The 26,547-nt window shown below is 53.6% G+C and carries 30 protein-coding genes, 5 pseudogenes and 1 riboswitch; of the genes and pseudogenes, 16 read left to right on the top strand and 19 right to left on the bottom strand.

The window, feature by feature from the left end; all coding sequences use genetic code 11:
* The first annotated feature begins 6 nt into the window (after nt 1–6).
* The 4 genes and pseudogenes from arsJ to TU74_RS20315 all read left to right on the top strand — a co-directional run.
* Nucleotides 7–1,227 (top strand): organoarsenical effux MFS transporter ArsJ, encoded by a 1,221-nt coding sequence (gene arsJ / locus TU74_RS20330; protein ID WP_048377483.1) that lies wholly within the window; start codon nt 7–9, stop codon nt 1,225–1,227.
* 81 nt (nt 1,228–1,308) lie between these two features.
* Entirely contained in the window at nt 1,309–1,764 is a 456-nt protein-coding gene (locus tag TU74_RS20325) for a hypothetical protein (protein ID WP_048377482.1), read from the top strand.
* A 178-nt stretch (nt 1,765–1,942) separates the two neighbouring features.
* Nucleotides 1,943–2,004: riboswitch (Fluoride riboswitch) on the top strand.
* A gap of 140 nt (nt 2,005–2,144) precedes the next feature.
* Nucleotides 2,145–2,528, top strand: a complete 384-nt coding sequence (gene crcB, locus TU74_RS20320; protein WP_048377481.1) for a fluoride efflux transporter CrcB — start codon at nt 2,145–2,147, stop codon at nt 2,526–2,528.
* A 10-nt stretch (nt 2,529–2,538) separates the two neighbouring features.
* Nucleotides 2,539–2,733 (top strand): annotated as a pseudogene (locus TU74_RS20315) (DUF190 domain-containing protein); the annotation flags it as partial.
* On the opposite strand, the pseudogene TU74_RS24800 reads toward TU74_RS20315, so the two are convergent.
* The 5 genes and pseudogenes from TU74_RS24800 to TU74_RS20300 all read right to left on the bottom strand — a co-directional run.
* Nucleotides 2,728–2,847: pseudogene (locus TU74_RS24800) on the bottom strand (LysR family transcriptional regulator); the annotation flags it as partial. The pseudogenes TU74_RS20315 and TU74_RS24800 sit on opposite strands and share 6 nt — an antisense overlap.
* A gap of 43 nt (nt 2,848–2,890) precedes the next feature.
* Nucleotides 2,891–3,073, bottom strand: a pseudogene (locus TU74_RS24955) (YHS domain-containing protein); the annotation flags it as partial.
* A gap of 3 nt (nt 3,074–3,076) precedes the next feature.
* On the bottom strand, nt 3,077–3,328 hold the full coding sequence (locus TU74_RS20310) for a DUF2933 domain-containing protein (protein WP_048377480.1): 252 nt from the start codon (nt 3,326–3,328) through the stop codon (nt 3,077–3,079).
* A gap of 124 nt (nt 3,329–3,452) precedes the next feature.
* Nucleotides 3,453–3,851 carry a hypothetical protein gene (locus tag TU74_RS20305; RefSeq protein ID WP_048377479.1) on the bottom strand — a complete coding sequence of 133 codons (399 nt, stop codon included), beginning with the start codon at nt 3,849–3,851 and terminating at the stop codon, nt 3,453–3,455.
* Nucleotides 3,852–3,950: 99 nt separating this feature from the next.
* On the bottom strand, nt 3,951–4,343 hold the full coding sequence (locus TU74_RS20300) for a hypothetical protein (RefSeq protein WP_048377478.1): 393 nt from the start codon (nt 4,341–4,343) through the stop codon (nt 3,951–3,953).
* Between the two features lie 286 nt (nt 4,344–4,629).
* On the opposite strand from TU74_RS20300, the pseudogene TU74_RS24790 reads away from it, so the two are divergent.
* Nucleotides 4,630–4,756: pseudogene (locus tag TU74_RS24790) on the top strand (hypothetical protein); the annotation flags it as partial.
* A 272-nt stretch (nt 4,757–5,028) separates the two neighbouring features.
* On the opposite strand, the gene TU74_RS20295 reads toward TU74_RS24790, so the two are convergent.
* Nucleotides 5,029–5,676 (bottom strand): hypothetical protein, encoded by a 648-nt coding sequence (locus TU74_RS20295; RefSeq protein ID WP_048377477.1) that lies wholly within the window; start codon nt 5,674–5,676, stop codon nt 5,029–5,031.
* A gap of 12 nt (nt 5,677–5,688) precedes the next feature.
* The gene (locus tag TU74_RS20290) at nt 5,689–6,426 is read right to left on the bottom strand and encodes a HupE/UreJ family protein (protein ID WP_048377476.1); all 738 of its coding nucleotides are present in this window, start codon (nt 6,424–6,426) and stop codon (nt 5,689–5,691) included.
* 514 nt (nt 6,427–6,940) lie between these two features.
* On the opposite strand from TU74_RS20290, the gene TU74_RS20285 reads away from it, so the two are divergent.
* A complete protein-coding gene (locus tag TU74_RS20285; protein ID WP_048377475.1) occupies nt 6,941–7,240 on the top strand; it encodes a metal-sensing transcriptional repressor in 300 nt (99 codons plus the stop codon).
* 357 nt (nt 7,241–7,597) lie between these two features.
* Here the strand turns inward: TU74_RS20285 and TU74_RS20280 are convergent, their stop codons facing one another.
* Nucleotides 7,598–8,905, bottom strand: a complete 1,308-nt coding sequence (locus tag TU74_RS20280) for an MFS transporter (protein ID WP_048377474.1) — start codon at nt 8,903–8,905, stop codon at nt 7,598–7,600.
* Between the two features lie 359 nt (nt 8,906–9,264).
* Here TU74_RS20280 and TU74_RS20275 point away from each other — a divergent pair, with 359 nt between their 5' ends.
* Genes TU74_RS20275 through TU74_RS20260 form a run of 4 tightly spaced genes read left to right on the top strand, consistent with a single transcriptional unit; the run spans nt 9,265 to nt 11,127 of the window.
* Nucleotides 9,265–9,540, top strand: coding sequence for a metal/formaldehyde-sensitive transcriptional repressor (locus tag TU74_RS20275; RefSeq protein WP_028621219.1), 276 nt, complete (start codon nt 9,265–9,267; stop codon nt 9,538–9,540).
* Nucleotides 9,541–9,551: 11 nt separating this feature from the next.
* Nucleotides 9,552–10,511, top strand: a complete 960-nt coding sequence (gene dmeF, locus TU74_RS20270) for a CDF family Co(II)/Ni(II) efflux transporter DmeF (protein WP_048377473.1) — start codon at nt 9,552–9,554, stop codon at nt 10,509–10,511.
* Between the two features lie 43 nt (nt 10,512–10,554).
* The gene (locus TU74_RS20265) at nt 10,555–10,926 is read left to right on the top strand and encodes a hypothetical protein (protein WP_048377472.1); all 372 of its coding nucleotides are present in this window, start codon (nt 10,555–10,557) and stop codon (nt 10,924–10,926) included.
* 3 nt (nt 10,927–10,929) lie between these two features.
* Nucleotides 10,930–11,127, top strand: a complete 198-nt coding sequence (locus tag TU74_RS20260) for a DUF1289 domain-containing protein (protein WP_048377471.1) — start codon at nt 10,930–10,932, stop codon at nt 11,125–11,127.
* A gap of 147 nt (nt 11,128–11,274) precedes the next feature.
* On the opposite strand, the gene TU74_RS20255 is transcribed toward TU74_RS20260, so the two are convergent.
* The 6 genes from TU74_RS20255 to TU74_RS20240 all read right to left on the bottom strand — a co-directional run bounded on the left by TU74_RS20255 (nt 11,275) and on the right by TU74_RS20240 (nt 16,219).
* Nucleotides 11,275–11,742, bottom strand: a complete 468-nt coding sequence (locus TU74_RS20255) for a DUF411 domain-containing protein (RefSeq protein ID WP_048377500.1) — start codon at nt 11,740–11,742, stop codon at nt 11,275–11,277.
* Nucleotides 11,732–12,547 carry a c-type cytochrome gene (locus TU74_RS23720; RefSeq protein ID WP_082149907.1) on the bottom strand — a complete coding sequence of 272 codons (816 nt, stop codon included), beginning with the start codon at nt 12,545–12,547 and terminating at the stop codon, nt 11,732–11,734. The genes TU74_RS20255 and TU74_RS23720 overlap by 11 nt, the downstream gene beginning before the upstream one ends.
* Nucleotides 12,548–12,556: 9 nt before the next feature.
* Complete coding sequence (locus TU74_RS20250) at nt 12,557–13,528, bottom strand: copper resistance protein B (RefSeq protein WP_048377470.1); 972 nt, start codon at nt 13,526–13,528, stop codon at nt 12,557–12,559.
* A complete protein-coding gene (locus TU74_RS24275) occupies nt 13,500–13,748 on the bottom strand; it encodes a hypothetical protein (protein WP_175441898.1) in 249 nt (82 codons plus the stop codon). Before TU74_RS24275 ends, TU74_RS20250 begins: the two co-directional genes overlap by 29 nt.
* Before the next feature lie 12 nt (nt 13,749–13,760).
* Nucleotides 13,761–15,794, bottom strand: a complete 2,034-nt coding sequence (locus TU74_RS20245) for a copper resistance system multicopper oxidase (RefSeq protein WP_070414634.1) — start codon at nt 15,792–15,794, stop codon at nt 13,761–13,763.
* 218 nt (nt 15,795–16,012) lie between these two features.
* Nucleotides 16,013–16,219: a co-regulatory protein PtrA N-terminal domain-containing protein gene (locus TU74_RS20240; protein ID WP_046056971.1), complete on the bottom strand. Its 207-nt coding sequence runs from the start codon at nt 16,217–16,219 to the stop codon at nt 16,013–16,015.
* Between the two features lie 383 nt (nt 16,220–16,602).
* Here TU74_RS20240 and flgB point away from each other — a divergent pair.
* Nucleotides 16,603–17,015 (top strand): annotated as a pseudogene (gene flgB, locus TU74_RS23715) (flagellar basal body rod protein FlgB).
* A gap of 118 nt (nt 17,016–17,133) precedes the next feature.
* Here flgB and TU74_RS20235 read toward each other — a convergent pair.
* Nucleotides 17,134–17,334: a heavy-metal-associated domain-containing protein gene (locus TU74_RS20235; protein ID WP_048377469.1), complete on the bottom strand. Its 201-nt coding sequence runs from the start codon at nt 17,332–17,334 to the stop codon at nt 17,134–17,136.
* Between the two features lie 452 nt (nt 17,335–17,786).
* Here TU74_RS20235 and TU74_RS20230 point away from each other — a divergent pair, with 452 nt between their 5' ends.
* Nucleotides 17,787–18,446, top strand: coding sequence for a carbonic anhydrase (locus TU74_RS20230; protein ID WP_048377468.1), 660 nt, complete (start codon nt 17,787–17,789; stop codon nt 18,444–18,446).
* A 285-nt stretch (nt 18,447–18,731) separates the two neighbouring features.
* Here the strand turns inward: TU74_RS20230 and TU74_RS20225 are convergent, their stop codons facing one another.
* The 4 genes from TU74_RS20225 to TU74_RS20215 form a co-directional block, all read right to left on the bottom strand.
* Nucleotides 18,732–21,089, bottom strand: a complete 2,358-nt coding sequence (locus TU74_RS20225) for a heavy metal translocating P-type ATPase (protein ID WP_082149906.1) — start codon at nt 21,087–21,089, stop codon at nt 18,732–18,734.
* 2 nt (nt 21,090–21,091) lie between these two features.
* The gene (locus TU74_RS23710) at nt 21,092–21,343 is read right to left on the bottom strand and encodes a DUF2933 domain-containing protein (protein ID WP_082149905.1); all 252 of its coding nucleotides are present in this window, start codon (nt 21,341–21,343) and stop codon (nt 21,092–21,094) included.
* 93 nt (nt 21,344–21,436) lie between these two features.
* Complete coding sequence (locus TU74_RS20220) at nt 21,437–21,973, bottom strand: cupredoxin domain-containing protein (protein ID WP_048377466.1); 537 nt, start codon at nt 21,971–21,973, stop codon at nt 21,437–21,439.
* Between the two features lie 161 nt (nt 21,974–22,134).
* A complete protein-coding gene (locus TU74_RS20215; protein ID WP_048377465.1) occupies nt 22,135–22,488 on the bottom strand; it encodes a co-regulatory protein PtrA N-terminal domain-containing protein in 354 nt (117 codons plus the stop codon).
* Nucleotides 22,489–22,693: 205 nt separating this feature from the next.
* On the opposite strand from TU74_RS20215, the gene TU74_RS20210 reads away from it, so the two are divergent.
* The 4 genes from TU74_RS20210 (at nt 22,694) to copD (ending at nt 26,475) form a co-directional block, all read left to right on the top strand.
* A complete protein-coding gene (locus TU74_RS20210) occupies nt 22,694–23,383 on the top strand; it encodes a heavy metal response regulator transcription factor (protein WP_024078225.1) in 690 nt (229 codons plus the stop codon).
* Nucleotides 23,380–24,768: a heavy metal sensor histidine kinase gene (locus tag TU74_RS20205; RefSeq protein WP_048377464.1), complete on the top strand. Its 1,389-nt coding sequence runs from the start codon at nt 23,380–23,382 to the stop codon at nt 24,766–24,768. The genes TU74_RS20210 and TU74_RS20205 overlap by 4 nt, the downstream gene beginning before the upstream one ends.
* A gap of 369 nt (nt 24,769–25,137) precedes the next feature.
* The gene (copC, locus tag TU74_RS20200; RefSeq protein WP_019821291.1) at nt 25,138–25,521 is read left to right on the top strand and encodes a copper homeostasis periplasmic binding protein CopC; all 384 of its coding nucleotides are present in this window, start codon (nt 25,138–25,140) and stop codon (nt 25,519–25,521) included.
* A 3-nt stretch (nt 25,522–25,524) separates the two neighbouring features.
* Nucleotides 25,525–26,475, top strand: a complete 951-nt coding sequence (copD, locus tag TU74_RS20195) for a copper homeostasis membrane protein CopD (RefSeq protein ID WP_048377463.1) — start codon at nt 25,525–25,527, stop codon at nt 26,473–26,475.
* Nucleotides 26,476–26,547: the final 72 nt, after the last annotated feature.

Below are 26,547 nucleotides of genomic sequence, written 5' to 3'. Positions count from 1 at the left end.
GCGGTCATGAAAGCGTTGTCAGCCCTCGCTCCGGAAGTGCGGCAGTACCTGCTCGTGACGGGCAACTACTGGGCATTCACCCTCACCGACGGCGCCTTGCGCATGTTGGTGGTGCTGCATTTTCACGCGTTGGGCTACAGCCCACTACAAATCGCGGCGTTGTTTCTGTTCTACGAACTCTTTGGCGTGATCACCAACCTGGTGGGTGGCTACCTAGGCGCTCGGTTGGGGCTGAACCGAACCATGAACATCGGGCTGGGCATCCAGGTCGCGGCGCTGCTGATGCTGACGGTTCCGGTAGCCTGGCTGACCATCCCATGGGTGATGGGCGCTCAGGCGCTGTCGGGGATTGCCAAAGACCTTAACAAGATGAGTGCCAAAAGCTCCATCAAGCTTCTGGTCCCTGATGGGCAGCAGGGCAAGCTCTACCAGTGGGTGGCGATCCTCACCGGCTCGAAGAACGCACTCAAGGGTGTCGGCTTCTTTCTCGGCGGAGCCTTGCTGGCACTCATCGGCTTCAAAGGCGCCTTGCTGGCCATGGCGGGTGTCTTGGCGCTGATCTGGATCAGCAGCTTGATTCTGTTGAAGAAGGACTTGGGCAAAGCCAAAGCCAAGCCAAAGTTTCGCGACATTCTGTCCAAAAGCCGGGCGATCAATATCCTCTCAGCGGCGCGGATGTTCCTGTTCGGCGCCCGCGATGTCTGGTTTGTAGTGGCCTTGCCGGTGTACCTGAGCAGTGTCTTCGGCTGGGACTTCTGGAAGGTCGGTGGATTTCTGGCGGTCTGGGTGATTGGCTACGGCATCGTGCAGTCCTTCGCGCCCAACATCACTGGAAAGAAACGGGGGCACGTACCGGATGGTCGTGCGGCGTTTTTGTGGGCACTTGCACTGGCGGGCCTGCCCGCGGCCATTGCTCTCGCTCTGAACACCGGGCTGTCGCAACAGGTGGTGTTGCTCGGCGGACTGATGGTTTTTGGCGCTCTGTTTGCGGTGAACTCGTCGTTGCACAGCTACCTGATCGTGTCCTACGCCAAGGAAGATGGCGTGTCGCTGGATGTGGGTTTTTATTACATGTCCAACGCCATGGGACGGTTGATCGGCACGGTACTCTCCGGCTGGGTTTATCAGGTGTATGGGTTAGGCGCGTGCTTGTGGATATCGAGCGCCTTTGTGCTGCTCGCAGCACTGATTTCTATCGGGTTACCGAGGCATGCCGAGGCGATGTGAAGCCGCTCTGAAAGGCTTGCAGCCAATCGCTACCAGCAGCCAGGCATTTGAGGTAAGGCAGGCAAGTGTTGGAGGCAAGTCATGAACCGGTTCACAAGTGTCTTAACTGTTTCACCCGTTTTGCTCGCAGTGTTGCTAGGCAGTGGCTGCGATCAAAAAGAGTCATCCCCTAAGCAATCGTTTGAAATGGATAAAACGGTTGTTGGGACTTGGGCTGAAGGTGAATGGACCACCTCCGAATCTCAGAATCAGGCGCCCCTTGCCTTCAAGATTTCAGGGGAAAAGCTGATTCTGAGTGGGTGTTCCTTCTCCACCCAGAGCCTGCTAAGCCCAATTGAAAAACATGCGTACCTTGTACTCAAGCAAGAGGGCTCTTGTTCGGTAAGCCCAGTGCCTCACAGCATAACCCTGAACCGAAAAGGAAATTGTCAGGCACAGGTCGAGTTGTACGCCTCATTGTCGAGTGTCAACAAAGGTGTCCCGGAGCAGTCGGGTGTATACACCAAAGCGGGTTGTATTGATGCCTCGACTCAATGATCAATTGGAAAACGATCCATTTCTTGAACGGCAATGCGAGGGGCGTGGGGTATTCTGGTCGGCGTTGTGGATGCGAAACCTGTTCAGTCGATAACCGCCTGGTCACAACTGCTAGTCTTGAAAAGTACGTGCCTATCAACATTTGGTGGCTTGAAAGTCTTAGCGCCGCTGCTATAGGATAAAAACAGGAGATGGCATTCCTCCTTTAATCGCCTTCGTGCTGATGATGCCTACGTGAACCCTGGACAGGGTGCGTAGGTGTGTCCCTGTCCTCCAATTTAGGACAGGATCGTGACTTCAAATCTCATATCAGCCCCCTCTCGTACTGTGCGGTTATCAGCACCTCCTCGGCTAAATCAGCCCAGAGGAGACATGCAACCATGATGAAATCACTACTAGTTATCGCTATCGGCGCATCGCTTGGTGCCTGGTTACGTTGGCTCCTAGGTATAAAGCTAAACGCGTTGTTCCCGACAATTCCCCCTGGGACTGTGGTGGCAAACATGGTCGGGGGCTACATCATTGGCTTGGCCCTCGCATTCTTGGCCGCATCCCCCTCCCTAAGCCCTGAGTGGCGCCTGCTGATCATCACGGGGTTCTGTGGGGGGCTTACTACTATCTCCACGTTTTCAGCCGAAACAGTTGCCCTGATTCAGGAGGGCAGACTGCTCTGGGCGTTCGGCTCAATTTCATTACACGTCGTAGGCTCGTTGGTAATGACCGCTGCCGGGCTTTTGTCCTATCAAATGATTGGCACGCGCTGAGGAGATGAACATGAAAGGTTTTCTAGTGGTTTTCTTTACTCAACAGAATCGTCGCTATCAAGGGAAGATGCTCGGCGAATGGATTGTTGATTTGGCCAAAGAAATGGGCCTGCGTGGTGCGACCCTGTCTACGGGTATCGAGGGTTTTGGACACACCGGTAGGCTGCATTCCGCGCACTTTTTTGAGCTGGCGGATCAACCAACTCCCCAGTTCCAAGGGTTTGAAAATGACATTGGCGGGCAGCGCCCGCCCGGCATGGGCGGGTAGTAACCCGACGCCGAGTCCGGCGGAAACCAGCGCGAGCATCGTGGTGAATTTGGACTTGTTCGATTTTCAGTTGAGATATTCGATAACGCTTGGGCGCTGCCCTGATGGTCGTTTGGCATTTCTGGCTGCAGAACCGGTAGTTTTGCCCCTCATATTCCGTGCTGAACTGGCTGTCGTTACTGACGGTCATGCCACATACCGGATCATGGGAGCCGGTGAGTTGGGGTTCAGACTTCTGTAATGGGTCGTGCTCTGAACGAAGCTCAGGGGTGGGCATGAGCTAACTCCTGTTCGCATCCTTGGTTGAGGCTGAGGTTTCGCCGTGATGACGGTGACCACCGTGGTGGTGCCCGAAAAAATGCATCAGCGGGCACAACAGCAAAATCATGTAAGGCAGTAAGCCCAGCATATGGCCGTAGTGTTCTCTTGCCAGATAGAACAGCACGATCACCAGCAGCATGCCGAGTGCTATGCCGGGTTTGCTCCTCCAAAATGTTGGGGAGGTGTTAGCGGAATGTGGTGAATTCATCATGGTTCTGTACTCCTGAGGGAAGTGCTGTTAGTGATGCGTCGTATAGGTCAACGGGCGGCAGTTTTACCCTTGGCATATTGGCAAAGGTAAAACCGCCGTTGCATTGCCTACAGGCTTGTACGCGTCACTTGCTCATCGGCATCTTCATCATGCTCGATTGCTGATCCATCATTTTCATCATCATGTTCATCATTCCCATCTCCATGCCGTCTTTGTTGCCGGCCATGCCCATGCCATGACAGTTCTTATGCATCATGGCCATGCTGTCCTTCATCGTCTTCATGCTCTCCTGCATGGCGGCGTGTCGCTCGGCAGGGGTCTTGGCGGCGGCTGCCTTGTCATGTGCAGCCTGCATTTTTTGCATTTGCTCGGTCATGACATTGTTTTGCATCGGTGTAGCTGCTTCGCTTGTCTGGGCGGGCGTGGTCGGCGCCTGCTCCGGGTGATGCTCATCGACTGCCGAGGCCATGAGTGGGCTGCTCACGAGCAGGGTGGCGAGGATAAATTTCAATGAGGCATGCATGGCAATCTCCAAAGGGTGAGGACAACTCAGGTAATACCAAGCCGCACCGGGTTGGCGCAGTCAGACAGTGCGCCGAAGATCGGCGCGCAGAAGGTCGGATTAATCGTTGGAACGGACGAAAATCAAGCGGGCAGGCGGTCTGGCCGGTACAGGGCGCCGTAATGCAAGAAAGGCAAAAGCGGAGGGGTTGGCGGGATACGAAATCAGCAACGCCGGGATCAGGAACAGAAACGTCCAACTGGACAGGTTAAATATTTGAAGATGGAGCGAAGGACTTACAGCTATCGCCGCATCGGCGCAGTGCTGAAGGCAACCGAGGGCATGGGTGTCGTGGCTATCGTGATCTTGCGCGGTGTTCAGCGAGACATGAGTTGCCGGATTGTGGCTGGGCTGTACCAGACATCCCTGGGTCGCTGCCAGACCAAACGCTAACACCCACAGCACGATGGCGAGGCGTATGAACGTTGGTTGACGATGGCGAAACCAGAACATGGAGAATCTCCGGTACTGATTAGCGGGTTTTGATTTTTCAACATTACAGCACATCGAAGTGCCACGGTTGATCCACATCAATTTATGCAGCCGGGTGTCGGCTCTTGTGGTGTGGTCAAATTGTAAGGTCTACGTCGACCTTTCAAAGGTTTACCCCTCTTTGCCGTTCTTTACTAGCAGCTTGTGGGGCACCGCCTCTTCATTGCCCTTTTTATTAATGGTGAGTTGAGTGCAAGCGGTCGCAGTGACTGAAGCTGCTTTTTGAATCAAATAATCTGAGCTGACCTCAACTGATGACTATCAGACGCTCGCGGGGTTGGTCATGAGTTGGGGATAAGCTCAAGTGGCAGGAGTGGAGCATGACGGTTGTAGAGGTTGAAGAGTACCGGGTGAGGAGGGTGTTGTTGAGTTAAGAATAAATGTAGAAACGAAGGCCGCATTTGCGGCCTTGTTTTTTAGGGTGTTACTCGTGTGAATGGCCGTGCTCAGCGCTTTCGGAGGTTGCGCCTTTCTCTCCACCACCGCATGCCGTCATCAGACCAAGGAAGCAGATCAGGACCATCGAACGAATCAGCGTTGTTGGGGGGGGGCATGGGAAGACTCTTCAAAAATGGATGAAATAAATGGGCTGTGGTAAGGCTGAGCGCTGCATTTTCGGCAGTAAAACAGCCATCGCCGCTTCGAGTTACTGTTTGACGCTCAAGTAATCGCCGGTCGTTTTCAGTGAGATGGTCACATCGTTGTTGCTGCGATTACGCCAAAACCAGCCGTGGGTGCCGTCAAAAATGGCGGTGAATTCACCTTTATCACTTTTGACCTGCTTGCCCTTGTTGTAGCTGTGGAAGTAACCCTTTTCTCCGTTGTAGGGCTCGCCATGCGTGTCGTAGTTCACAGGCCCACCAACCGCTGTCCATTCATAGCTAACAGTCTTGTTCTTCAGCACTTCCAGTTTGATTTCTGTCCCTTCACCTGGCTTGAGCGTGACGGTCATTTGATTGGTCTTCAAAGCTGGGGCAGTTGCCGCCGCTGGTTGGGTCGCAGGTAACGCAGCAGGTTGTATTTGCGCAATCTGCGGAGCTGGAGCTGGAGCTGGAGCTATTGCTTGCGGCGGCGCTGCATCTGCCAGCGCCTCTTGCGCGAGGATGATCTTCAACTCGCCCATTTGGGTCAGACCCAGTGCGCGGCCCACGCCTGTAGGATCAACGGCATATTCCGAAGGCATGACCACGGTTACCAGCAGGCCGATCGCAGTCAGCAGTGCAATGACAGTCGAGCGCACCAGTTTGCGAGTGCTGGGCAATTCATTAACAGTTGGAAGCGGAGTATTGAACATGGTCAGAATTCCTTACGCGGAGACAAATAGGCCGGTGATCTGGTAACCCATCAGGAGGAAACCGGCACTCATCATGGCGACGTTGACGGTATAGGCGTGGCGCCAGAAACTGCCGGTGCGCCGCCAATACCCCATCAGAATGAGAATCGCGCTGAGGGCCAGCAATTGGCCGATCTCGACACCAACGTTGAAGGCGACCAGGTTCGGAATCAGGCCGTCAGGCGAGATTTCGTACTCCTGGATCTTGGTGGCCAAACCGAAACCATGGAGCAGACCGAAGATCAGCGTGGCCACCTTGGTGTTGGGTTGGAAACCGAACCAGCGCTGGAATGCGCCCAGATTATCGAGCGCCTTGTACACCACCGAAAAACCGATGATGGCGTCGATGATGTAAGAACTGATGCTGATCTCAGTCAGTACACCCAGCAGCAGCGTGACCGAGTGGCCTATGGCGAATAGCGTGACGTAGAGCCCAACATCTTTCAGGCGGTAGAGGAAGAAGATCACCCCGAACAGAAACAGCAAGTGGTCGTAGCCCGTCATCATGTGCTTGGCGCCCATGTAGATGAAGGGCAGCAACATGACGCCGGAGCTTTCCTGGATGAATCCCTTGTCACCTTCGGCGACGGCATGAGCCATCGCCTCGGGCATTGCAAGGAAAAGTGATGCGACAAATAAAAACAGCAGCGGTAGCAGGCGACGCGAAGGCGCAGTAAATGCGTCAACGCCGCTCATCGAGTGCGAATACATAGATCAATCCTACGTTGCAGGAATCAAAGGCCGCAGTGCGGCCATGGTCAGGATGCGAACGAAGGACGGGGCGGCCGCTCGATCAAGAAAATCGGCGGGCGGGGAACGGAATAGCGTGGTGCATCGACTTGCATAGAGAGCTTCGGTTGCGCGGCCAAACTCAACGCGGAAGTGAGCTGTGGCGTTTCGTGCTGATGGTCAGGGGTCAACGGGGAGTGATAGTGATCCGAGCAGCTCGCACACGACATCTCGGCTTGCTCTTCATGGGAGTGATAGGCGTCTTGTGCGATCTCCCAGGCAGGCGGTTTCGTCGTTACCGACAACGTATAGGTATGCCCAGCCCAGGCCACAAACATGGCGAGAACAAGTGCGAATACCACTGTCGTTGTCAGGGATCTGTTGAGCATAGTGTCCGGGGTTCTAACTCGTTTGTTGTGGCCGCAATACGTTTGACCATATCCCCCTAGGGGGGATAGGATGCCAGCGTAATTCATTGAGGCCTGAGGCTCAAGTCATGAGTGAACAAGAACACGAACATAGCCATCCCCACACCCACCAAAGTCACGAGGCGATCATCAAGCGCCTCAAGCGGGCGGATGGCCATTTACGCGGCATCATCACCATGATTGAAGAAGGTCGTCAGTGCGTCGATATTGCTCAGCAGCTGCATGCAGTGGAAAAGGCGGTGTGCCAAGCCAAACGCACGCTCATCCAGGATCACATTGATCATTGCCTGGAGGACACCGTCTCGGCGTTGAACAATGGCGAGCGCGCACCACTGGAAGCCTTCAAGCAAATCACCAAGTATCTCTAGGTCTGAAATGCCCAGCTTCGCTGAACTGCTGCAACAGGGCAGGGCACATGCCTGTCTTGTTAGCGATCAAGAGGTCTGGTGTTCTTTGGTTGCTACCAGCGGTTTTATGTCTGCTGGGCAGCACTCGTAGCGGCATCGTAACCAGGGCATTGGGTTTGGAAGTCTATTCATCTCTGGTCTTAAGCGCTGCGTTCGTTGCGCCGCTGATCAGACTCTGGCCTCTGTGTCAGACGTTCACCTACACGTTTTGGCCTGTGCGGCAGTGGGGCTAAAGATTCTATTCGGGCCATCTTGTCGCTCTGCAAGCTTTACGGTTTCTGGTCTGAGGTTTGGCAAATCTTTGAAACTAAAGACCCCTCAACTTGGCCAGCGGCGATGCTGATCGTCGATCACATAGGGGTGTTCGTGATCTGCACCATCTTGGCCGTCGAGGTGAATGTGATCATCCGGCAGGTTCTCATGGGTGTGTTTGATCGACTCTTGGTCATGAGCTGGACGCCAGATCACTATACTGACCGCCAATGCGCTACCAGCCACGACAACGAGCCCAACAAACGAGGCCGTGAGGCTGATATTGGCACCCAGCCATCCCGCCAATGGGTAGGTAATCAACCAGCAGGCATGGGATAGCGCAAATTGGGCGGCAAACAGCGCCGGGCGATCTTCGGCATGTGCTGAGCGACGCAACAGCCGACCGCTTGGGGTCTGAGCCAAGGAATAGCCCACGCCCAGTACCATCCACAGCGGCAGCAGGAAGTTGTAGGTGCTCAGGTTGATGCCAACGGCCAAACCTGCAACCAGTATTCCTCCACCAAACAGCATGGCCGTTCGGTCTTTGATGTTTTCCAACAGGCGTGGCAAGGCCAGGGCCGCGATCATGGAGCCACCACCAAACGCGGCCAGCGCCAATGCCGTAGAACTCTGAGGCAGAGCGAAGCGCGACTGCACCAGCACCACCGTATTGACGATGACCATGGCACTGGCAGCAGCTACTGTCAGATTAAGAGCCAGCAGCCCCCGTAGGCGAGGGGTGGCCAGGAATATGCGCATGCCACGGGTAGTTCGTTCGTAGATGCTGCGTCGTGGCGTCGGCTTCGCCTTTGGCAGCAGTACTGTGGCGACCAGGGCCGCTGAAGCGAGGAAACCGATGACAGTGCCGGCGAACAGGTTATGGAAGCTGATAACGGTCAGCAACGCGGCGGCGAGCATAGGGCTGGCGACACTTTCAAGATCATAGGCGAGACGTGATAGCGACAAGGCGCGGGTATAGTCGTCTTCATCCGGCAGGATGTCTGGAATGGTTGCCTGAAATGTCGGTGTGAACGCCGCCGAGGCTGACTGGAGAACAAAAATCAGCACGTAGATCTGCCAGACTTCCGTCACAAACGGCAGAGCGAGCGCGACCAGTGCTCGCACCAGATCCAGCGAGACCAGCATCGCTCGACGGGGTAGACGTTCAGCAAAAGCCGCTGCGATTGGTGCAACGGCAATGTAGGCCGTCATTTTGATCGCCAGCGCTGTACCGAGGACAGCACCTGCTTGGGCGCCCGCAAGGTCGAACGCCAGCAGGCCCAGCGCGACAGTGGCGAGTCCAGTCCCTACGAGCGCGATTACTTGGGCGAGAAAGAGATGACGGTAGGTTCGGCTGGCTAGGATTTTCAGCATGGAAGATCTCAGGTGGCGACGTGCGTGACCAGGCGGTTACCTAACTTTTCACGAAGAGACGCAATCAGCTGGTTTCGTCTCTGTTCAGTGCGAATATCCCCCCAGGGGGGATATGGTTCGATCCTAAATCATAGTCCATGGCAGCTCAAGAAATAGGTGCTACGCCATCTATCGAATTACTGAAGTGCGGGCCCGCCCGCCGGCTTGTATTGGTTCTGCACGGCGAGGCGACGGGCTCAATGTTTCGATTGCAGCATTCAAATGCTGCGACGCTGCCGGTCGGATGTATTCCCTCCCTGGCTTGTATGGCTTGTTGGAACGTGTGATCATACTTTCATTATAGGTAGGGGGGGTATGGTATGGGTCATGTGAGATCGAGCAAAGACAATCTTCTTAAGCGTGTAAAGCGAATCGCTGGGCAAATCCAGGCGATTGAGCGAGCACTCGACTCTGATGATGACTGCTCGAAAACCTTGCTATTGGTCGCTTCGACCCGTGGCGCGATCAATGGGCTGATGGATGAAATCATTGAAGACCACGCTCGTGAACATGTCGCGAATCCGACACTCAGCAACGAAGAAAGAGCGAAAGGCGTCGATGAGCTGCTCGAAGCCATTCGCCGCTATTCCAAATAGGATTTGCCCAGATGAGTAATTCGTACGCCGACTATTCCCACGACCATATGTTCCTGGGGAAATCACATGAAGAAAACGCTAAGCGAACGTTGTGGGTGGTGGCTCTGACCGTCGTAATGATGGTTGCTGAAATCACCGCAGGTTATCTCACTGGCTCCATGGCGTTGCTTGCCGATGGTTTTCACATGGCAACGCACGCTGGAGCACTTGGCATAGCCGCAGCTGCTTACGGTTACGCAAAAAGACATGCCTCAAGTGCTCGCTACAGTTTTGGAACTGGCAAGGTGGGAGACTTGGGTGGCTTCGCCTCTGCTCTGATTTTGGGACTGGTCTCCTTGGGAATTGCTGGAGAATCGCTATTCCGTCTCTTTCAACCGACTCAAGTGCAATTCGGGACAGCGACTCTTATCGCAGTTGTCGGATTAGCAGTGAATGTCGTGAGCGCGCTTTTGCTTTCTGGCGGACATGATCATCACCATGGGCATGGCCACGATCAATCTCACCATGCACATGGTCACGACAATAATTTGCGCTCTGCTTACGTTCACGTCATTGCAGATGCCCTGACCTCGGTTCTGGCCATCGCTGCTCTGCTTGCTGGCCGATACCTTGGTTGGGTATGGCTCGACCCTGCAATGGGGATTTTGGGTGCAATTGTCATTGCACGCTGGGCTTGGTCGTTGATGCGGGTGACTGCGGGTGTATTGCTCGACCAGACAGATGATCATGTCGCCCAAGAAATTCGTGAACTGGTTGAAACGCCTGGAGATGCTTCGATCATTGATCTTCATGTCTGGCAGGTAGGGCCTCAGGCCCGAGCCGCGATTGTGAGTGTTCTGGGCAGCCCCGCAGTGAATGCCGAAGACATACGAGAACGGCTTGCTACGGTTCATGAAGTCACGCATCTGACTGTTGAATACCGCACGAAGCTGGGAGCTGACTCACCGGTACAAGTCTCCGTTCCGGCATAGAAATGAACGCATAGTCGACTGAAATGAAAATAAGGATCGAGATATGCTTGTGAGCAAACGGGATCAGGCGCAAATCGAACGTCGTCTGATTGCTGCCCTGACCAAGACCTGCGAGACGGCCAAAGCGGAGATAGTAGGCTTCTCTTGGTTGACTCACGATGTGGGTTACGCGCGATTTCCCTCCAGTCTGATGGTTGTTTGGGTCTTCGACACCGATGCCAACAGGGATGTGGTGCTTGCCAATGGGCAAGACAAGCGGATGCTCGAATTGACGACCCTGGCATTAAGTGAAGCGAATGTTCACGTCAGTCAGGTGTCGGCCAACGTGCATTTCGATACTGAAGAGCAATGTCAGCGGTCGAATGCCGGTGACTGGCGGCAGCGTTTAACACGTACACGATCCACGCGGAGTTAAACCATGGCCAAGGACATCGAAAACCCATGTATTTCCGTTTGCCAGCTGAACAGCGAACTATGTTTGAGCTGCGGTCGCACCAAGGAAGACATCAGAAAATGGAAGCGGATGAAGCGTCCAGAAAAGATGGCCGCTGTACAACGTGCGACCCAGCGCCTGAAAAGCTTGCAAAAAAAAACACAATTGAACGCCGCAGTTTAGGCCACAGTTGTACTGCGTCCTCCCTTGTTGCTGTCCTCGGCCCCCTTACGACTTCTTCTACTGCTTGAACACGTAATGGAAAAAGCATTTCTCGCTGCATGGCCATGGTGGACGGTAGCCATGCAGTGTTAGATGGACAGGGCCAGATTAATTGCCGGGGTATTCAGCAAGGACCTGATCCGCGCCGGCTTTGGTCAGGCCGATTATCTGATAAGCATCACGTTTTCCGTTGACTTCCATGCCTGGAGATCCAACTGGCATGCCAGGAACGGCGATCCCAAGAAGGTCGTCACGTTTGCTCATCGCAATGATTTGCTCGGCGGGCACGTGACCTTCAACAAACTTTCCATTGATCATTGCTGTGTGGCAGGACGAGAGTCGTGGAGCAACACCGAGATCCTGCTTGACCGCGCTCATGTTGGTTTCTACATGATCAACGACGGTGAAGCCGTTAGCTTCAAGGTGCTGGATCCACTTCTTGCAGCATCCACAGTTAGCGTCACGATGGACGTCGATCGTCAGCGACTCTGCTGCATGACCAGCTGAACTGATAAACAGAGCCGCGTATGCAGCGAGGCGAAGTGCTCGACCGGGACGAAGAAAGTTATTTCGCATGGGTATGCTCCTTCCCATCAGCGTGGGTATGAGTTTTTGGCTGAACGGCCGGAGTTGCAGGAGCGTCATGTGAAGCCTCCACAACCTGAGGATGGGCGTGTTCGGTACTTTCATCCTGAGAAGGCGCTGAGGCCGCCTCATGGGCATGGGCGCTGTTTCTCTCGCCATGATGGTCGCCTGCTTCGGCTATCTCTTCGGCTGCACCCGCATCATGATGCCCAGCGGCAGCCCCTTTTTGGCCCTCATGCTGGCCTTCATGGTTATGCATTTTGCTCTCGCCGCCACCGTGTTGATGACCATCGCTGCTGGTTGCTAGAGCGTTGTATTGCTCTGCATCCAATGAAGGCAACTGCTGGAGAAAAGCGACCATTCCCCAGATGTAGGGATCGGCCATGCTTTTACCCCAAGCGGGCATGCCTGTGGATTTGATTCCATGCTTGATGATCCAGAAAGCTGCGGCAGGGTTTCCATCAACGCCCAGTTTTGAAAGATTCGGAGGTGCAGGGTAAAGGCTATTACTTAACTCGGTTCCTGCAATACCCGGAGCCAGATGGCAACCGATGCACATAGCGTTGTAGTTGCCAGCACCTGCGCGGATGAGAGCTTCTTCGCTCAGGTCGGGGACTTTAATATCGCGTGAGCGCACAGCAATCGAGCGATCCCGAGCAGTGGAAAGAAGTGAGTGAACGGGGCCGAAATGCGGATCATCCGCCCCAACATTGATCACACCAAAATACACCACGCCGGCACCTACTATTGCGGCGACCACCCCGGCAGCAGTCAATGTTTTCAATGTTCTTTTCATGTCAGGCCCTCAAAACCACATCCGAATACCGGCGACAAATCGCGCCTCGTTCGCATCCTCTCCTTCATCGCTGGCCAGGTCTGCCGTATTGCCGTATGAGCGGCTCCAGCTAACCCCAATGTAAGGGGCAAATTGGCGAACAATCTCATAGCGCAATCGGAGCCCTACTTCGGTGTTTGCCAATCCAGACCCAATGCCGCGCTGAGGATCATTTTTTCCGTAAAAATTGGCTTCGGCCGTCGGCTGCAAGATCAGGCGATTGGTCAGCAGAATGTCGTAGTCGCCTTCCAATCGAGCAGCGGTTTGACCGTTCTCACCGATGTAGGCAGTCGCTTCGGCTTCAAAGTTATAGAGGGCCATGCCCTGAATACCGAGCGCTCCCCAAGTCTGTGGTGAACCGGGCTTGAAGTCTTGTCGTACGCCGGTGACGACATCCCACCATGGACCGATGGAGTGCCCCCAAAGTGCTGAGAGTTCAGCGTTTTCCGTTACGCCATTGGTACGTTCGCCTTCCGAGCGCAACCACAGTCGGTCAACGTCACCGCCGATCCATCCTTTTGCATCCCAGGCCAATGCACTACCGTTGTCAGCATCCTGATACTCAAACTTATCCAGCAGCATGAAGGAGTTGACCTTCTTGTCGTGAACCCCATGACCAGCCACATCTGGAAAGGCGGCAGCACGGTCAGTGTCGGTCAGTACAGGGATTGGAGTTCGGCTGGTGGTAGCCCCTCCATCCATACTTTCCATTCCGTCCATTTGCCCGTCACCCATACTCATCTTGCTGTGATCCATAGCCCCCATCTTGCTATGGTCCATAGCTCCCATTGAGCCGTGGTCCATCTTGGAGTGATCCATCTCTTCAGCGGCGTGAGCCACGACAAAGAAAGCAGGACTGGTAGAGACTGCCAGTGCCATCAACGTTGGGCGTAGAAACTTACTGGTCATGATCTCAATCTGCCTTTTTGGTTTTTTGGTCATGATCCATCGACTCATGGCTCATCTTGCTGTGGTCCATTGACCCGTGATCGGGCTTTGACTCGTTTGTCGTAGTTGCAGGCTTGTTCGTTGTTTTTGCAGGAGTAGCAGGTGAATGATCACTACTATCTTCGACTGCCAGCGCCACGGACGAGAGTTCACCCATCAAGCCGACGGCAAAGAGGCAACCGACCAGCGATTTACGATTTAGGTATGTGCTCACAGATCGTCTCCTTTACTCATCAACCCGTACTTCTCGGAACATGCCCATTTCCATATGGAAAAGCAGGTGGCAGTGATAAGCCCAGCGACCTAAGGCATCAGCGGTAACTCGATAGCTGCGCTTGGTACCTGGTGGCATGTCGATTGTGTGCTTGCGCACCATGAACTTGCCGTTCTCATCCTCAAGGTCGCTCCACATGCCGTGAAGGTGGATGGGATGGGTCATCATGGTGTCGTTCACCAGGGTGATGCGAAGACGCTCCCCATACTTCAGACGAAGCGGCTCGGCGTCAGAAAATTTGATGCCGTTGAAGGACCACGAAAATTTCTCCATGTGACCGGTCAGATGAAGCTCAATGGTGCGATTGGGTTCGCGACCGTCAGGGTCTTGGAACGTGCTTTTCAGGTCTGAGTAGGTGAGTACTCGACGACCATTGTTCCGCAAGCCGATGCCTGGATCGTTTAGCTTGGGCGTTGGGTTCATGGCTTGCATATCAACCAAGGGGTTGTTGGTTTCGGACGCTGGGTGAGTCTGCATTTCGCCCCCCATACCGCCCATTCCTGCCATCTTGCTGTGGTCCATGCCGGCCATGTTGGACATGTCGCCTTTGTCCATTCCCGCCATCTTGCTGTGGTCCATGCCGGCCATGTTGGACATGTCGCCTTTGTCCATTCCCGCCATCTTGCTGTGGTCCATACCGGCCATGTTGGACATGTCGCCTTTGTCCTTGCCCGACATCTTGCTGTGGTCCATGCCGGCCATGTTAGTCATGTCACCGCTGTCCATGCCGGTCATCCCGGTCATGTCACTTTGGTCCATTCCCGCCATCTTGCTGTGGTCCATGCCAGCCATGCCTGACATGTCACCTTGTTTCATATCGCCGCCGCCCATACCAGCCATGCTGCCATGGTCCATGCCCGCCATACCGCCCATACCCATGTCATCCATGGTCAAAAGCGGCCGAGGATCGATCGCCGGTATCTGTGCCTTTAATCCTTCGCGAACTGCCAAGGTTCCACGTGCAAAACCGGTTCTATCCATGGACTGGGCGAAGATTGTGTAAGCCTCTTCGCTGGCAGGTTCTACGATCACGTCATACGTTTCTGCCACGGCGATGCGAAACTCATCGACGCTGACTGGTTTGACATGTTGGCCGTCAGCCGCCACCACGGTCATTTTCAAACCGGGGATGCGGACGTCGAAATAGCTCATAGCTGAGCCGTTGATAAAGCGCAGGCGCAGCTTTTCACCCGGTTTGAAAATACCGGTCCAGTTACCGTTAGGGGCCTGGCCATTCATGAGATAGGTGTAAGTATCCCCACTGACGTCTGCGAGATCAGTGGGGTTCATTTTCATTTCAGCCCACATCTTCCGATCGGCCACGGCAGCAGACCAACCTTGCTTGCTGACGTCGTCGATAAAGTCACCCACGGTACGTTTGTGGTGGTTGTAGTAGTCCGATTGCTTCTTGAGCTTGGCCATGACGCGACTAGGATCTTCATCGGTCCAGTCAGTCAACATCACCACATAGTCGCGGTTGTATTGAAAAGGCTCAGGCTCTTTCGAGTCGATGACGATTGGACCGTAAACGCCTGCCTGCTCCTGCAAACCAGAGTGGCTGTGGTACCAGTACGTACCGTTCTGATGCACCTTGAATTTGTACTCGTACATGCCATCGGGCGCGATGCCATGGAAACTCAAACCCGGCACACCGTCCATGTTGGCGGGCAGAATGATCCCGTGCCAATGAATGGAGGTGTCTTGGTCTAGGCGATTTTTCACACGCAGTGTGACCGTCTCGCCTTCGCGCCAGCGCAGCAAAGGTCCGGGCAACGAACCATTGATGGTCATGGCTGTACGCGGCGAGCCAGTTATGTTTACAGGGGTTTCACCAATAAACAGATCAAATTCGTTACCGGTGAGAACGCTCGGCAGACCAGGACTGGTCACTGCCCATACAGGAGTGCGCCACAGACCAAGGCCGCCGAGAATGCCACCAGCGGCCAGGCCTTTAACGAATGTCCGCCTAGAGGTTTTGGAATGCATGCCGTTTATGTCCGATCAGTCAAAAGGGAAGCCGTGCGAAACAACCAATGAGTTGCTCAAACAGGTGAAGGCACTCTTTCGGGGGGGTGTAATGAGCCCGAATGAGCTCGCTCGCCGTCACTAAAAACGAGTTCTTACGGCAAGCGAGCTTAGAAATTGCCACATTTGAACCACCACAGTGATTACATTTCTGTCAGCTTGGGAACGCAGCAAGCTATTCAGCAATTCTTGTGGTCCATCGCTTTGGCTTGGCTTTCTGCGATGGGAGGTTGGGTGCTTTGCTTTTGGGCTACTTGATACGATTCCATTGAATTATTCCTAGCCGCTTCCATACGTGCGAACGCCCGGTCACCACCGCCTTCAGCCATTGCCAAAGAAGAGACGGTCAGGGCTGCGATGACGAACAAAGTTTTGATGGGGTTCATTTGAATTTCCTCTGATGAGTATTGGTAATCCCCCGGATCCACATCAAGTGATGATTCTTAGGGGAGAGCTTAAGGCTCAATAGGACTATAAGACTCATCCCCTGTCAGGAGCCTTAGGTGAATATTACAGTTGTGTCAGGTTGCGATATTTCTCTTGAGGAACACGCTATTTAATCCGTAAGTTTTCGATCTTCCAGCGTCACACCGCTATTTACTGAGTATCAGTTTGAGGTGCGTAACTTTGTAAGTTTCCGTTAATTTTCAAGGTGAAGACTTTTTTAGTTTCTTCACTGGAACTGCATATGTGAACCTGGATGCACCGTGTCAACACTTAAGTGTTCGATGTTCATGGGGAATAGTAGCGCTGCTGAGGGTGATTGAGTGTGAGTATTAATTTTGAGAAAGCGCTTGGCTCCGCAGAAAGGGCGTTAATTTATCGTAGTCAAAGAGCTGAGATCCTGAGTGACAATATCACAAACGCTGATACGCCGAACTTCAAGGCCCGAGATTTAGATTTTTCTACTGTGCTTGCAAGCCAGACAAAAAAACACCTGCTACTCCGTTTTCTTTGAAAGCAACAAATGAAAAACACATTGCCGGAAAAGAATCAGCAAGTGATATTTATGGAGGTGATTTGCTTTACAGCACACCGGCTCAACCTGCCATTGATCAAAATACTGTCGATCAGCAGATCGAGGTCGCAAAGTACGCAGAAAATGGAATACGTTTCGACGCCGCTTTTACTCGGTTGAATGGAGCATTCAAAGGTTTGCTCAAAGCTCTGCGAGGTGATTAGCAGCGCAGGGGCTTGCGAGCGGTAATTGTGGCCGACGCGGCTGCTTCGGTACTCCCTGAGGGTTCACCAAGGGGAGCCCTCTGCATACGGGGCTCTGACCAGGGGCAGGTGTCAGCATTCAAGCGCTGATCTGGGAAGGAAAACCTAACGCCTCGACAGCTTTACGAATCTGCTCTGGGCTTTCGCTGCTTTCAACACTCACCTTACTGGCTGACCGGTCCACGGAAACCGTAGCTTCGTTGTCCAGTGACTGAATCGCTTTGGTGATTTTGCTGACGCAACTGCCGCATCCAATGCCTGATACATCTAAGACGAACATGGTTATTCCTCTCGTGCTGAGCGGTCTCTTTTCACCGCACCGACAGCATCAACGTTCACACGATAGTAAGGTCAACAGTTATCTGTTTCGAGTTGCAAGCGTCATTGATGGATAATTGCACAGACGTGACCACCCGTTTGCATTTGACCTGACCAACCATTTGCATCGTATTCGACCAGTACGCTTCTTGGCCATGGCCGGCAGAGAACGGCCAGAAGCAATGGGATGTCTATAAAAAACGGGGCAATTCACTCGCCTTGCAGGCCAGCGATAGATAAATGGTGGCTGCCGGGGTGCATCGGACATCCGCCGCGCTGGTCGCGGCTCGAAGTCCATCGTTGATCGAGTACAGCCAAGGCGCGGGAGGTCTGCGATAATGACGACCACAGCGGCGCGATGGCATATCGAGGGCTCGTGCCAGCATCCGGCATCCGGCAGGTTTGGAGGACTCCATGCGTGACATTATTGACGGCTTTCTGCGCTTTCAGCGCGAGGTTTATCCGCAACGCGTCGAGCTTTTTAGGCAGCTCGCGACGACACAAAATCCGAAGGTGTTGTTCGTCACCTGCTCGGACAGTCGTGTTGTACCTGAACTCCTTACACAGCGCGAACCGGGCGAGCTGTTCGTAATTCGCAACGCCGGTAACATTGTGCCGTCGTATGGTCCCGAACCGGGCGGCGTCTCGGCTACCGTCGAATATGCGGTCGCAGTGCTGGGCGTACAGGACATCGTGATCTGCGGCCACTCGGACTGCGGAGCGATGGGCGCGATTTCACGCTGCACGTGTCTGGACCATCTTCCGGCGGTCGCTAACTGGCTACGTCACTCGGACGCCGCGAAAGCGATTAACGGGGCGCATGAGTTCGACACGCCTCGCGCGAAGCTCGACGGCCTCGTGCGCGAAAACGTGATCGCGCAACTGGCGAATCTGCGTACGCACCCATCGGTGGCACTCGCGCTCGAGCAGGGGCGTATGAATCTGCACGGCTGGGTCTACGACATCGAGGCGGGTTGCATCGATGCGCTTGATGGGGCGACACGACAATTCGTTTCACTTGCTGATTCGCCGACCACCGTTGCGATCGCTGCCCGCAATGGCAGACAGATGTAATGGCGACAGACAAGTGAGGTTGGTCGCATTACTTCCGGAATGTTTTCGCCCCAGCTAAGGTCAGCGAAACGGCATTGTCTCTACCGGGCAAGTTTCGGAGCGGATCAGCCGTTGGAATGACTGCTCGACGGGACTGGCGAACGACCGGAACTGGCCGTTATGAGTCCCTCAGCTTTGATGTCTGGTTGGTCAAATCCTCTGCAATCGGTGGTCAGTCAAATGCAAATGACTGGTCAGGTCGTATGCAAACGCATGGCAAGTGCGCTGCAATTTCGCAATTGAAGCTCAGTCAATTCGGGTATTCCTCAGTCTCAATGCATTGAAAACTACAGATGCAGAACTGACGCTCATGGCTATGGCAGCGATCATCGGCGACAGGAGATGCCCAGTCAGTGGATAGAGCAGGCCTGCGGCTAGAGGGATACCCATCGAGTTGTAAAGAAAGGCGAAACCTAAGTTTTGCCGCATGTTTTTTACTGTTGCGACCGAAAGAGCCCTTGCTCGTAAAATCCCCATCAGGTCGCCTTTTACCAGCGTGAGTTGCGCGCTATTCATCGCAACGTCAGTCCCTGTCCCCATGGCAATGCCCACATCTGCTCGCGCCAGGGCCGGAGCATCGTTGATACCGTCACCAGCCATAGCGACCTTCCGGCCGTATTGCTGGAGGTCTGCGACCAGACGCTCCTTATCCTGAGGTTTCACTTCACCGTGGACTTCTTCAATCCCCATCTCCCTGGCGACAGCCCGAGCGGTGGTGAGCCCGTCGCCAGTAGCCATGATGATTTTGATGTCGTCAGCCTTGAGCTTGGTGACTGCTTCTTTGGAGGTCGGCTTAATTGGATCTGATACTGCCAACAACCCTGCCAATACCCCGTCGACTGCGAGGTAGATGATGCTGATGCCATCAAGACGCAAAAGCTCTGCACGCTCTTGTAAGGGCTTGGTCCTCACGCCTGCGGCTTCCATTAACGCGGTGTTCCCCAGCTGGATCTTCTTGCCATCAACAATGCCACTGACCCCGATACCTGAACCAGACTCAAAGGATTCTGGTTTGATGAGCTTAATGTTCTCGGTTCGGGCGTGATCGACGATTGCATGAGCCAAGGGATGTTCGCTGCCCTGATCAAGGCTGGCAGCCAGCTGAAGAACATCGTGGGGATTGAAACTGGGTGTGGCCTCCACACTGTGAAACACTGGCCGTCCCTCTGTCAGGGTGCCTGTCTTATCGACAATCAGCGTGTCGATCTTGCAAAGGTTTTCGATGGCACTGGCATCCCTGAACAGCACGCCCATGCTGGCTGCTTTGCCTGTCGAAACCATGATCGACATGGGCGTAGCAAGACCCAACGCACAGGGACAAGCGATGATCAGCACGGCGACAGCGTTGATCAGACCAAACACCCAACTGGGCTCAGGGCCAAAAAGCCCCCAACCGACAAATGTCAGTATCGCAATCGCGATAACACCCATCACAAAGTAGCCGGCAATCGAGTCGGCCATTCGTTGCATTGGTGCTTTGGAGCGCTGAGCCCGAGCGACCATCTGTACGATCTGTGACAGCATAGTCTCGGCGCCGACCTTCTGCGCCTCCATTACCAAGCTCCCATGTGTATTCAGCGTGGCGCCGATCAGGCTATCTCCAGCTCTCTTCATTAGCGGAACTGGCTCGCCAGTGAGCATGGACTCATCCACCGCACTTTCACCCTCTATTACTGAACCATCAACGGGTACCTTTTCACCTGGTCTGACCCGCAAGTGGTCTCCTAGGTGAACATGGGTGAGAGGAATGTCTTCCTCCTGGCCATCGGCATTGATCCGGCGTGCGGTTTTGGGCGACAGGCCGAGTAGGGACTTAATGGCGGCGGAAGTTTGCGATCGGGCTTTGAGCTCAAGAATCTGCCCAAGCAAGGTGAGCGAGATGATGACCGCGGCGGCTTCGAAGTAGACGCCGATACGTCCATCTTGCATGAAGGTGGCGGGAAAGCTTTGGGGTAAGAGCGTTGCCATGACGCTGTAAAGGTAAGCTGCGGCGGTACCCAAACCAATCAAAGTCCACATGTTTGGACTGCGATTTCTAATAGAGGCTATGCCCCTTACAAAAAAGGGCCAACCTGCCCATAAAGTCACCGGTGTCGCCAGAGCGAACTCGATCCAGTTTTGGATCGAGCCATGGAGGAGTTGTAACGAGTGTCCCGCCATAGCGAGCACGGTCACTATCACGGTTAATGGCAGCGACCACCAAAAGCGGCGGGCGAAATCCCGGAGTTCAGGATTTTCTTCTTCATCGAGCGCGGGCATGACCGGCTCTAATGTCATGCCACATTTAGGGCAGTTGCCGGGTCTGGGCTGGCGTATTTCCGGGTGCATCGGACAGGTAAACTCAGTGCCTGTTTGTACCGCAGACTCTGGAGTGGTGACGCGGGATTCGGCGCTCGAAACATTACCGCTGAAGCGTTCAGGATCAGCTCGAAACTTCTCCTGGCATTTCAGGCTACAAAATTGATATGTCTGTCCCTGATAAGACTCACCAAATTTACTTGATGAAGTGACTGCCATTCCGCACACCGGGTCACGTAGATCATCGTCATTGAGCGGAGCAGCATGGGCGTGACTGTGGTCGTGGTGGCTCGATATGGTAGGCATGGCTATTTCCCTTTTTCGTCCTTGTGGGTTGCTGCCTGATCGCCATGGCTATGTCCGCCATGTCCATGTCCAAAAAAATGCATCAATGGACAGATCAACAGAATCAGATAAGGCCAAAATGGATAAACGTGGCTGAAATGCTCCCGCAACACGTAGAAGGCACCAATCGCAATGAGCATGATTAGTAAAACGCCTGTTTTGCGCCTCCAAAATGGTGCGGTGGTGTTTCCATCCGGATGCTGATGGTTATTCATGATCTAAACCCCACTGTGCGAGCGTTGCTGTGATCTCTGCGACAGAGCGTAGCTAACTCGTGCGTCGAAGCGGTGTTAGCAGCCAGTTCCGGCTTACTTCAGGTCAAACGGACCAACCATCCCTGACTGATAATGCCCCGGCACGTTGCAGGCAAACTGAAGGCCTGTGCTGTTGTTGAAGGTCCAGATCAGCTCTTGGGTTGCGCCAGGCTCAATCAGGACGCTGTTCGGGTCGTTGTGCTCCATTCCGACCATCTTCATTCCACCCATGCTGTGGCTCATACCGCTCATCGTTTTCCCGGTACCGGTGGGGTTAAGCGTCCCGTTCTGGAACATGCTTGCCATTTCTTTTTGGTGTGCTGCATGAGCAGCGGCTTTGCCGATGTTGAACTCGTGCAGCAGCGAACCCTCATTGCGAAGTACAAATCGAATAGTTTCACCAGGCTTTACGTCGATGCTTTCAGGTTTGAAGAAAACATCGCCCATCTCGACGTCCACCGTACGGGTAACCTCAGAGGCGACTCCGGGCTGGCCGATGTCCTCTTTTCCATGCCCTGCGCTGGCCATAGCCGTAGCACCGAAGAGTAGAGTGATTACTGCGATGACAGGGGAAACGAGATTAGCTTTCATAGTGACCTCGAGAGTAAGAGTGGGAGCACTGGCTATGCTAAAGACACGGAGCTGCCAGTTAACTGACCTGAACACTACATTTCTGTCAGTTTTCAAAAAAACACGGCGTTCAGGTGACGCCGTGTTAATCAGCTCTAACCAAGAAATGCGTCGAGCACTTATTACTGATGGCACTCTGAAAGCATCAATTTGTGCTCGCGCTGCATTTGGCTCAAAACGTCATCGACGATTTTGTCGTGCTTTTCCATCCAGGCGAGGTGCTGCTGAGGTGGCATTGATGCGTCTGGATGATCTTTATGGAGTTGGCTCATGATGTCGCCGAGCATCTTCATATGCTCGGCCATGTGGACATGACGCTGTCCTTCAGGGGCTTTTTCAGCTTGAATCAGTACGGCTTCAGCCCTGTCGCGCAGGCCTTCCATACGCTCTATCACCCGGTCTCCGCCACTTTCAGCCCATACAGAAGCTGAGACGAGTATCGAGCTCACAAAAAACAGCATTTTCAGGCGATTCATGGGGCAACTCCTTATGGAATTGTTTTCCGGCTCCCAAACGTTTCATGCTGAAGAGTCGGTCGAGCACCAGGAAGTACTCATGCTTGAACCCTAGACAGCGCTCGCTGACATCTACCTGAAGCCAATATTACTTTTCTGTCAGTTGCTGGTTGGCTGGCGTGTTTCGTTGCAGACTGCGCTTCATCATTATCCGAGAGCCACCCTCATGAGACTTCTGGTTGCTGAAGACGAACCCAAAATAGGTATCTATTTGCAGCAAGGACTCACGGAGGCGGGGTTCAATGTGGATCGCTTTACCAATGGCAAAGTGGCGCTTCAGCACGCTTTGAGCGAGGCCTATGACCTGCTGATTCTAGACGTCATGATGCCTGGGCTGGATGGCTGGGAAGTACTTCAGAAGGTTCGTGCATCCGGAAAAGATGTTCCCGTGCTCTTCCTCACGGCGCGAGACCGCGTTGAAGATCGAGTGAAAGGACTTGAACTCGGGGCAGATGATTACCTGATCAAACCCTTCGCATTTTCTGAATTGCTGGCCCGTGTCAGAACGTTGCTGCGTCGGGGTAACGGCGCTCCCTCGCAAACCTATATGAAATTGGCTGATCTGGAGGTGGACCTGCTCAAGCGTCGGGCCATTCGTGGAGGTAAGCGCATAGACCTTACGGCCAAAGAGTTTGCGTTGCTTGAGCTGTTGCTACGACGTCGAGGGGAGGTGCTGCCAAAGTCACTTATCGCCTCCCAGGTTTGGGATATGAACTTCGACAGCGATACCAACGTTATCGAGGTTGCAGTGAGAAGGTTGAGGGCCAAGATAGATGACGACTTTGAGGTCAAGTTGATTCATACCTCAAGGGGAATGGGTTACATGCTCGACGCGCCTGATTCGGAATCGGAATGAACCGAATGTCCCTGACGACCCGCATGAGTCTGATGTTCATGCTCGCGGTAACGGCCGTGCTCACGGTCGCCGGACTCAGTTTCAATAACCTCAGCCGGCATCACTTTAAGATGCTGGATCAGCAGGCATTGAACGAAAAGCTCCACTCGACCCAGAGAATTTTGTCCGGGTTGAACAGCATCGATCAATTCAGCGAATTTAAGCCTGAGCTGGAGGCGCTGCTGGGGGCTCACCGTGATTTGACTGCCCTAATAATCGATAGTGACGGCAAGCTGCTGTTTGCTGATCCCGGTCCGGTAGATATTCCGAAGGAGTTCCGCACAACCACAAACAACAACGTCTGGGAGTGGCGGGAGCAAGGGCAGATGTTCCGTGGAGTGACGGCACAAGCCGTTGTGACGGGGCAAAACAAGCCGTTGACAGTCATTTTGATCTTTGACGTTACTCAGCATATGTCCTTTTTCGAGACGCTTGAACGATGGTTTTGGATAGGGTTGGTGATCAGCGCATTGGTCAGTGCTGCACTCGGCTGGATGGTAGCAAGCAGTGGCATGCGGCCCATTCGCCAGGTCACGCGGGTCGCTGCCTCAATGTCAGCAAAATCACTCAAAGAGCGCATCCCCTTAGCACCCGTTCCGAAAGAACTTCAGCAAATGGTGCTGTCGTTTAACGCAATGTTGTCCAGGCTCGACGATGCATTTGTCCGGTTATCGAACTTTTCCGCAGACATTGCCCACGAGCTACGGACCCCCGTGAGCAACTTGATGACCCACACCGAAGTGGTGCTTTCAAGAAAAAGGAATATTGAGGACTACGAAGACAACCTGTACTCAAATCTTGATGACTTGAAGCGTATGAGTCGGATGATTGATGACATGCTTTTTCTGGCGAAATCTGACAACGGTCTGATCACACACGAGAACAAACCAATAGACCTGGTGGAAGTCGTGGAAAAATTGCTTGAGTACTACCGCCTTTTGGCTGATGAGCGGGGGATTGAACTCAAGGTTTCAGGAAGGGGCAGCGTCCGAGGCGATGTTCTTATGCTCCACAGAGCGATTTCTAACCTGCTCTCTAACGCGCTTCGCTACACCTCTGAAGGGAAGACGATCAGTGTCGAAATCCTCCAGAAGGAGATGTCGGTATTGGTCGTCGTGGAGAACCACGGAGAACCCATTGCCCCCGAACATCTTGAGAAGCTTTTCGATCGTTTTTATCGCGTGGACCCAGCGCGGCGAGAAGGGAGTCCAAGCAACGCAGGGCTAGGGCTGTCGATTACCCGATCAATTGTTGAGGCGCATGATGGCAAAATCTGGTGTACATCATGTGACGGGAAAACGGCCTTTCATCTAGAGTTTCCTAGTGTTGACTTGAAGGTCAGCTGATCAACGGCGCATTTGTGATCAACGGCGATCTCTCAGCCTGCGCCCAGCGTCCACTTTCGTTATTTTTGAATGAGTGAGAACCCTAGTATCTGGGGCACGCGGTCTCGTCTTTAAGTCTCGCTACGCCCGCCAATTCGAGGCCAAACACCGCGTCAAGCTGACTGAAATGTAATCGAACAGTTTGCGTTCGTGTGGCATCGTGTTCTTGCACTGTGACGTTGGGGTCTAGTGAGTTTCTCGTGTTCAACCTGACCTAGAACACGGAGGCTACTAGCTAATCATCAGTGGTTTTAACAAGAATCGAAAAGTAAAAATTAGATATTCCCAAACAAACCTCGAATCAACAGCTCTTGCTGTGAGGAGTCTTGCATGTCATTCCTTAAAACTACGACCGTAGCTGTTGCACTTACCGCTGGTTTGCTTCTGAGTGCAGTTGCTCAAGCACATCCAAAGCTCCTTTCTTCTACTCCGGCAGAAGGCTCGAATGCGGCGGCCCCTTCGAAAATTGAACTGCACTTTTCTGAGAATCTCACCACTCAGTTTTCCGGTGCAAAACTGATCATGACCGATATGCCTGGCATGCCGAACTCCCCAATGGGTGTTAAGGCCGCCGTCGCTGGTGGCGGTGATCCGAAAACGATGGTGATTACACCGGCAGCACCTCTGACCACCGGTACCTACAAAGTCGAATGGCGTGCTGTTTCCTCGGACACTCACCCGATCACCGGCAACTTCTCATTTAAAGTGAAATGATTTATGAGCGACTCAATAAATATTGTGGTTCGCTTTGCTCTTTATTTCGACCTGATGTTGTTATTCGGATTGGCAATTTTCGGCTTGTACAGCCTCAGGGGAAAGGAAAGAGTATCGGGCACGGCCTTGAATTTTGAGTCGCTTCTTTACGGTACTTCTGTTGCAGGTGTAGCTCTATCCCTTGTCGCCATGTTGTTGCTTGCGAAAGCAATGAGCGGTGTGTCGGAGCTTATGGAGCTACATCACCATATTTTTGAAATGGTCCTCATGGGGACCGACGTCGGGTTGACCTGGATGGTCCGAATAGCTGTCTTGGTGATGGCAATTATTGGCGTCGCGTTGAATAAGCGATTTCCGACACCCAGTCTCTGGATCGTCACCGTATGCGGAGCGATTGCGTTGGCGACGTTGGCATGGACAGGGCACGGCGCCATGGATGAAGGCAGCCGACGCTACTGGCATTTCATCACCGATATATTCCATCTTTTAGCCGCCGGTGGCTGGTTGGGTGCTCTATTGGCATTCGCTCTACTGCTGCGGTTGAAATCGCTAAAGGGCGAACAGGAAGCTCGAATTCTTGCACGGGTGCTGACTGGTTTTGAATCGGCCGGCGCTGTAATCGTAGTGATCATAAGCATCACAGGCGTAGTGAATTACCTGTTTGTCATTGGTCCAAATCTCGATGAAGTGATGCTCAGTACTTATGGCCAGCTGCTGTTTTTGAAAATATTGCTCTTTGCTGGGATGATCGTTTTAGCCACGCTGAACCGCTTTCACCTAAGTCCGGTATTGGAGCGGTCAGTTCGAAATGGAGAATACTCTGCCGCAGTCAATGCCTTGCGCCGCAGCATGACACTCGAGTTTTTAATGGCAGTCGTCATAATTTGTCTTGTCGCATGGTTAGGGAATCTCCGAACAAGCCTTCAGTTATGCGAGAATCCCCGCAACACCTGATCCGAGCCGCCCATGAGCCAGATGAGCTTTTCCGACTTTGAGTACGCCGGCAAGCGCAAGCAAACCCGCCGA

Source organism: Pseudomonas lundensis, from assembly GCF_001042985.1.
GTDB classification, from domain to species: Bacteria; Pseudomonadota; Gammaproteobacteria; order Pseudomonadales; family Pseudomonadaceae; genus Aquipseudomonas; species Aquipseudomonas lundensis.
Note: the sequence above shows the minus strand (reverse complement) of the source record. Positions and strands in the feature narration are given on the sequence as shown.

Bases quoted from the DNA above. Each gene is read 5' to 3' on its own strand.
- TU74_RS20230 (WP_048377468.1), top strand. From the start codon at position 17,787: ATGCGTGACATTATTGACGGCTTTCTGCGCTTTCAGCGCGAGGTTTAT.
- TU74_RS20310 (WP_048377480.1), bottom strand. From the start codon at position 3,328: ATGATGAATTCACCACATTCCGCTAACACCTCCCCAACATTTTGGAGG.
- TU74_RS20235 (WP_048377469.1), bottom strand. From the start codon at position 17,334: ATGTTCGTCTTAGATGTATCAGGCATTGGATGCGGCAGTTGCGTCAGC.
- TU74_RS20285 (WP_048377475.1), top strand. From the start codon at position 6,941: ATGAGTGAACAAGAACACGAACATAGCCATCCCCACACCCACCAAAGT.
- TU74_RS20210 (WP_024078225.1), top strand. From the start codon at position 22,694: ATGAGACTTCTGGTTGCTGAAGACGAACCCAAAATAGGTATCTATTTG.
- TU74_RS20215 (WP_048377465.1), bottom strand. From the start codon at position 22,488: ATGAATCGCCTGAAAATGCTGTTTTTTGTGAGCTCGATACTCGTCTCA.
- arsJ (WP_048377483.1), top strand. From the start codon at position 7: ATGAAAGCGTTGTCAGCCCTCGCTCCGGAAGTGCGGCAGTACCTGCTC.
- TU74_RS20260 (WP_048377471.1), top strand. From the start codon at position 10,930: ATGGCCAAGGACATCGAAAACCCATGTATTTCCGTTTGCCAGCTGAAC.
- TU74_RS20250 (WP_048377470.1), bottom strand. From the start codon at position 13,528: ATGACCAAAAAACCAAAAAGGCAGATTGAGATCATGACCAGTAAGTTT.
- TU74_RS20300 (WP_048377478.1), bottom strand. From the start codon at position 4,343: ATGTTCTGGTTTCGCCATCGTCAACCAACGTTCATACGCCTCGCCATC.
- TU74_RS20275 (WP_028621219.1), top strand. From the start codon at position 9,265: ATGGGTCATGTGAGATCGAGCAAAGACAATCTTCTTAAGCGTGTAAAG.
- TU74_RS20305 (WP_048377479.1), bottom strand. From the start codon at position 3,851: ATGCATGCCTCATTGAAATTTATCCTCGCCACCCTGCTCGTGAGCAGC.
- TU74_RS23720 (WP_082149907.1), bottom strand. From the start codon at position 12,547: ATGAAAAGAACATTGAAAACATTGACTGCTGCCGGGGTGGTCGCCGCA.
- TU74_RS23710 (WP_082149905.1), bottom strand. From the start codon at position 21,343: ATGAATAACCATCAGCATCCGGATGGAAACACCACCGCACCATTTTGG.
- TU74_RS20245 (WP_070414634.1), bottom strand. From the start codon at position 15,794: ATGCATTCCAAAACCTCTAGGCGGACATTCGTTAAAGGCCTGGCCGCT.
- TU74_RS20255 (WP_048377500.1), bottom strand. From the start codon at position 11,742: ATGCGAAATAACTTTCTTCGTCCCGGTCGAGCACTTCGCCTCGCTGCA.
- TU74_RS20295 (WP_048377477.1), bottom strand. From the start codon at position 5,676: ATGTTCAATACTCCGCTTCCAACTGTTAATGAATTGCCCAGCACTCGC.
- copC (WP_019821291.1), top strand. From the start codon at position 25,138: ATGTCATTCCTTAAAACTACGACCGTAGCTGTTGCACTTACCGCTGGT.
- dmeF (WP_048377473.1), top strand. From the start codon at position 9,552: ATGAGTAATTCGTACGCCGACTATTCCCACGACCATATGTTCCTGGGG.
- TU74_RS20225 (WP_082149906.1), bottom strand. From the start codon at position 21,089: ATGCCTACCATATCGAGCCACCACGACCACAGTCACGCCCATGCTGCT.
- crcB (WP_048377481.1), top strand. From the start codon at position 2,145: ATGATGAAATCACTACTAGTTATCGCTATCGGCGCATCGCTTGGTGCC.
- TU74_RS20265 (WP_048377472.1), top strand. From the start codon at position 10,555: ATGCTTGTGAGCAAACGGGATCAGGCGCAAATCGAACGTCGTCTGATT.
- TU74_RS20220 (WP_048377466.1), bottom strand. From the start codon at position 21,973: ATGAAAGCTAATCTCGTTTCCCCTGTCATCGCAGTAATCACTCTACTC.
- TU74_RS20325 (WP_048377482.1), top strand. From the start codon at position 1,309: ATGAACCGGTTCACAAGTGTCTTAACTGTTTCACCCGTTTTGCTCGCA.
- TU74_RS20280 (WP_048377474.1), bottom strand. From the start codon at position 8,905: ATGCTGAAAATCCTAGCCAGCCGAACCTACCGTCATCTCTTTCTCGCC.
- copD (WP_048377463.1), top strand. From the start codon at position 25,525: ATGAGCGACTCAATAAATATTGTGGTTCGCTTTGCTCTTTATTTCGAC.
- TU74_RS20240 (WP_046056971.1), bottom strand. From the start codon at position 16,219: ATGAACCCCATCAAAACTTTGTTCGTCATCGCAGCCCTGACCGTCTCT.
- TU74_RS20205 (WP_048377464.1), top strand. From the start codon at position 23,380: ATGAACCGAATGTCCCTGACGACCCGCATGAGTCTGATGTTCATGCTC.
- TU74_RS20290 (WP_048377476.1), bottom strand. From the start codon at position 6,426: ATGTATTCGCACTCGATGAGCGGCGTTGACGCATTTACTGCGCCTTCG.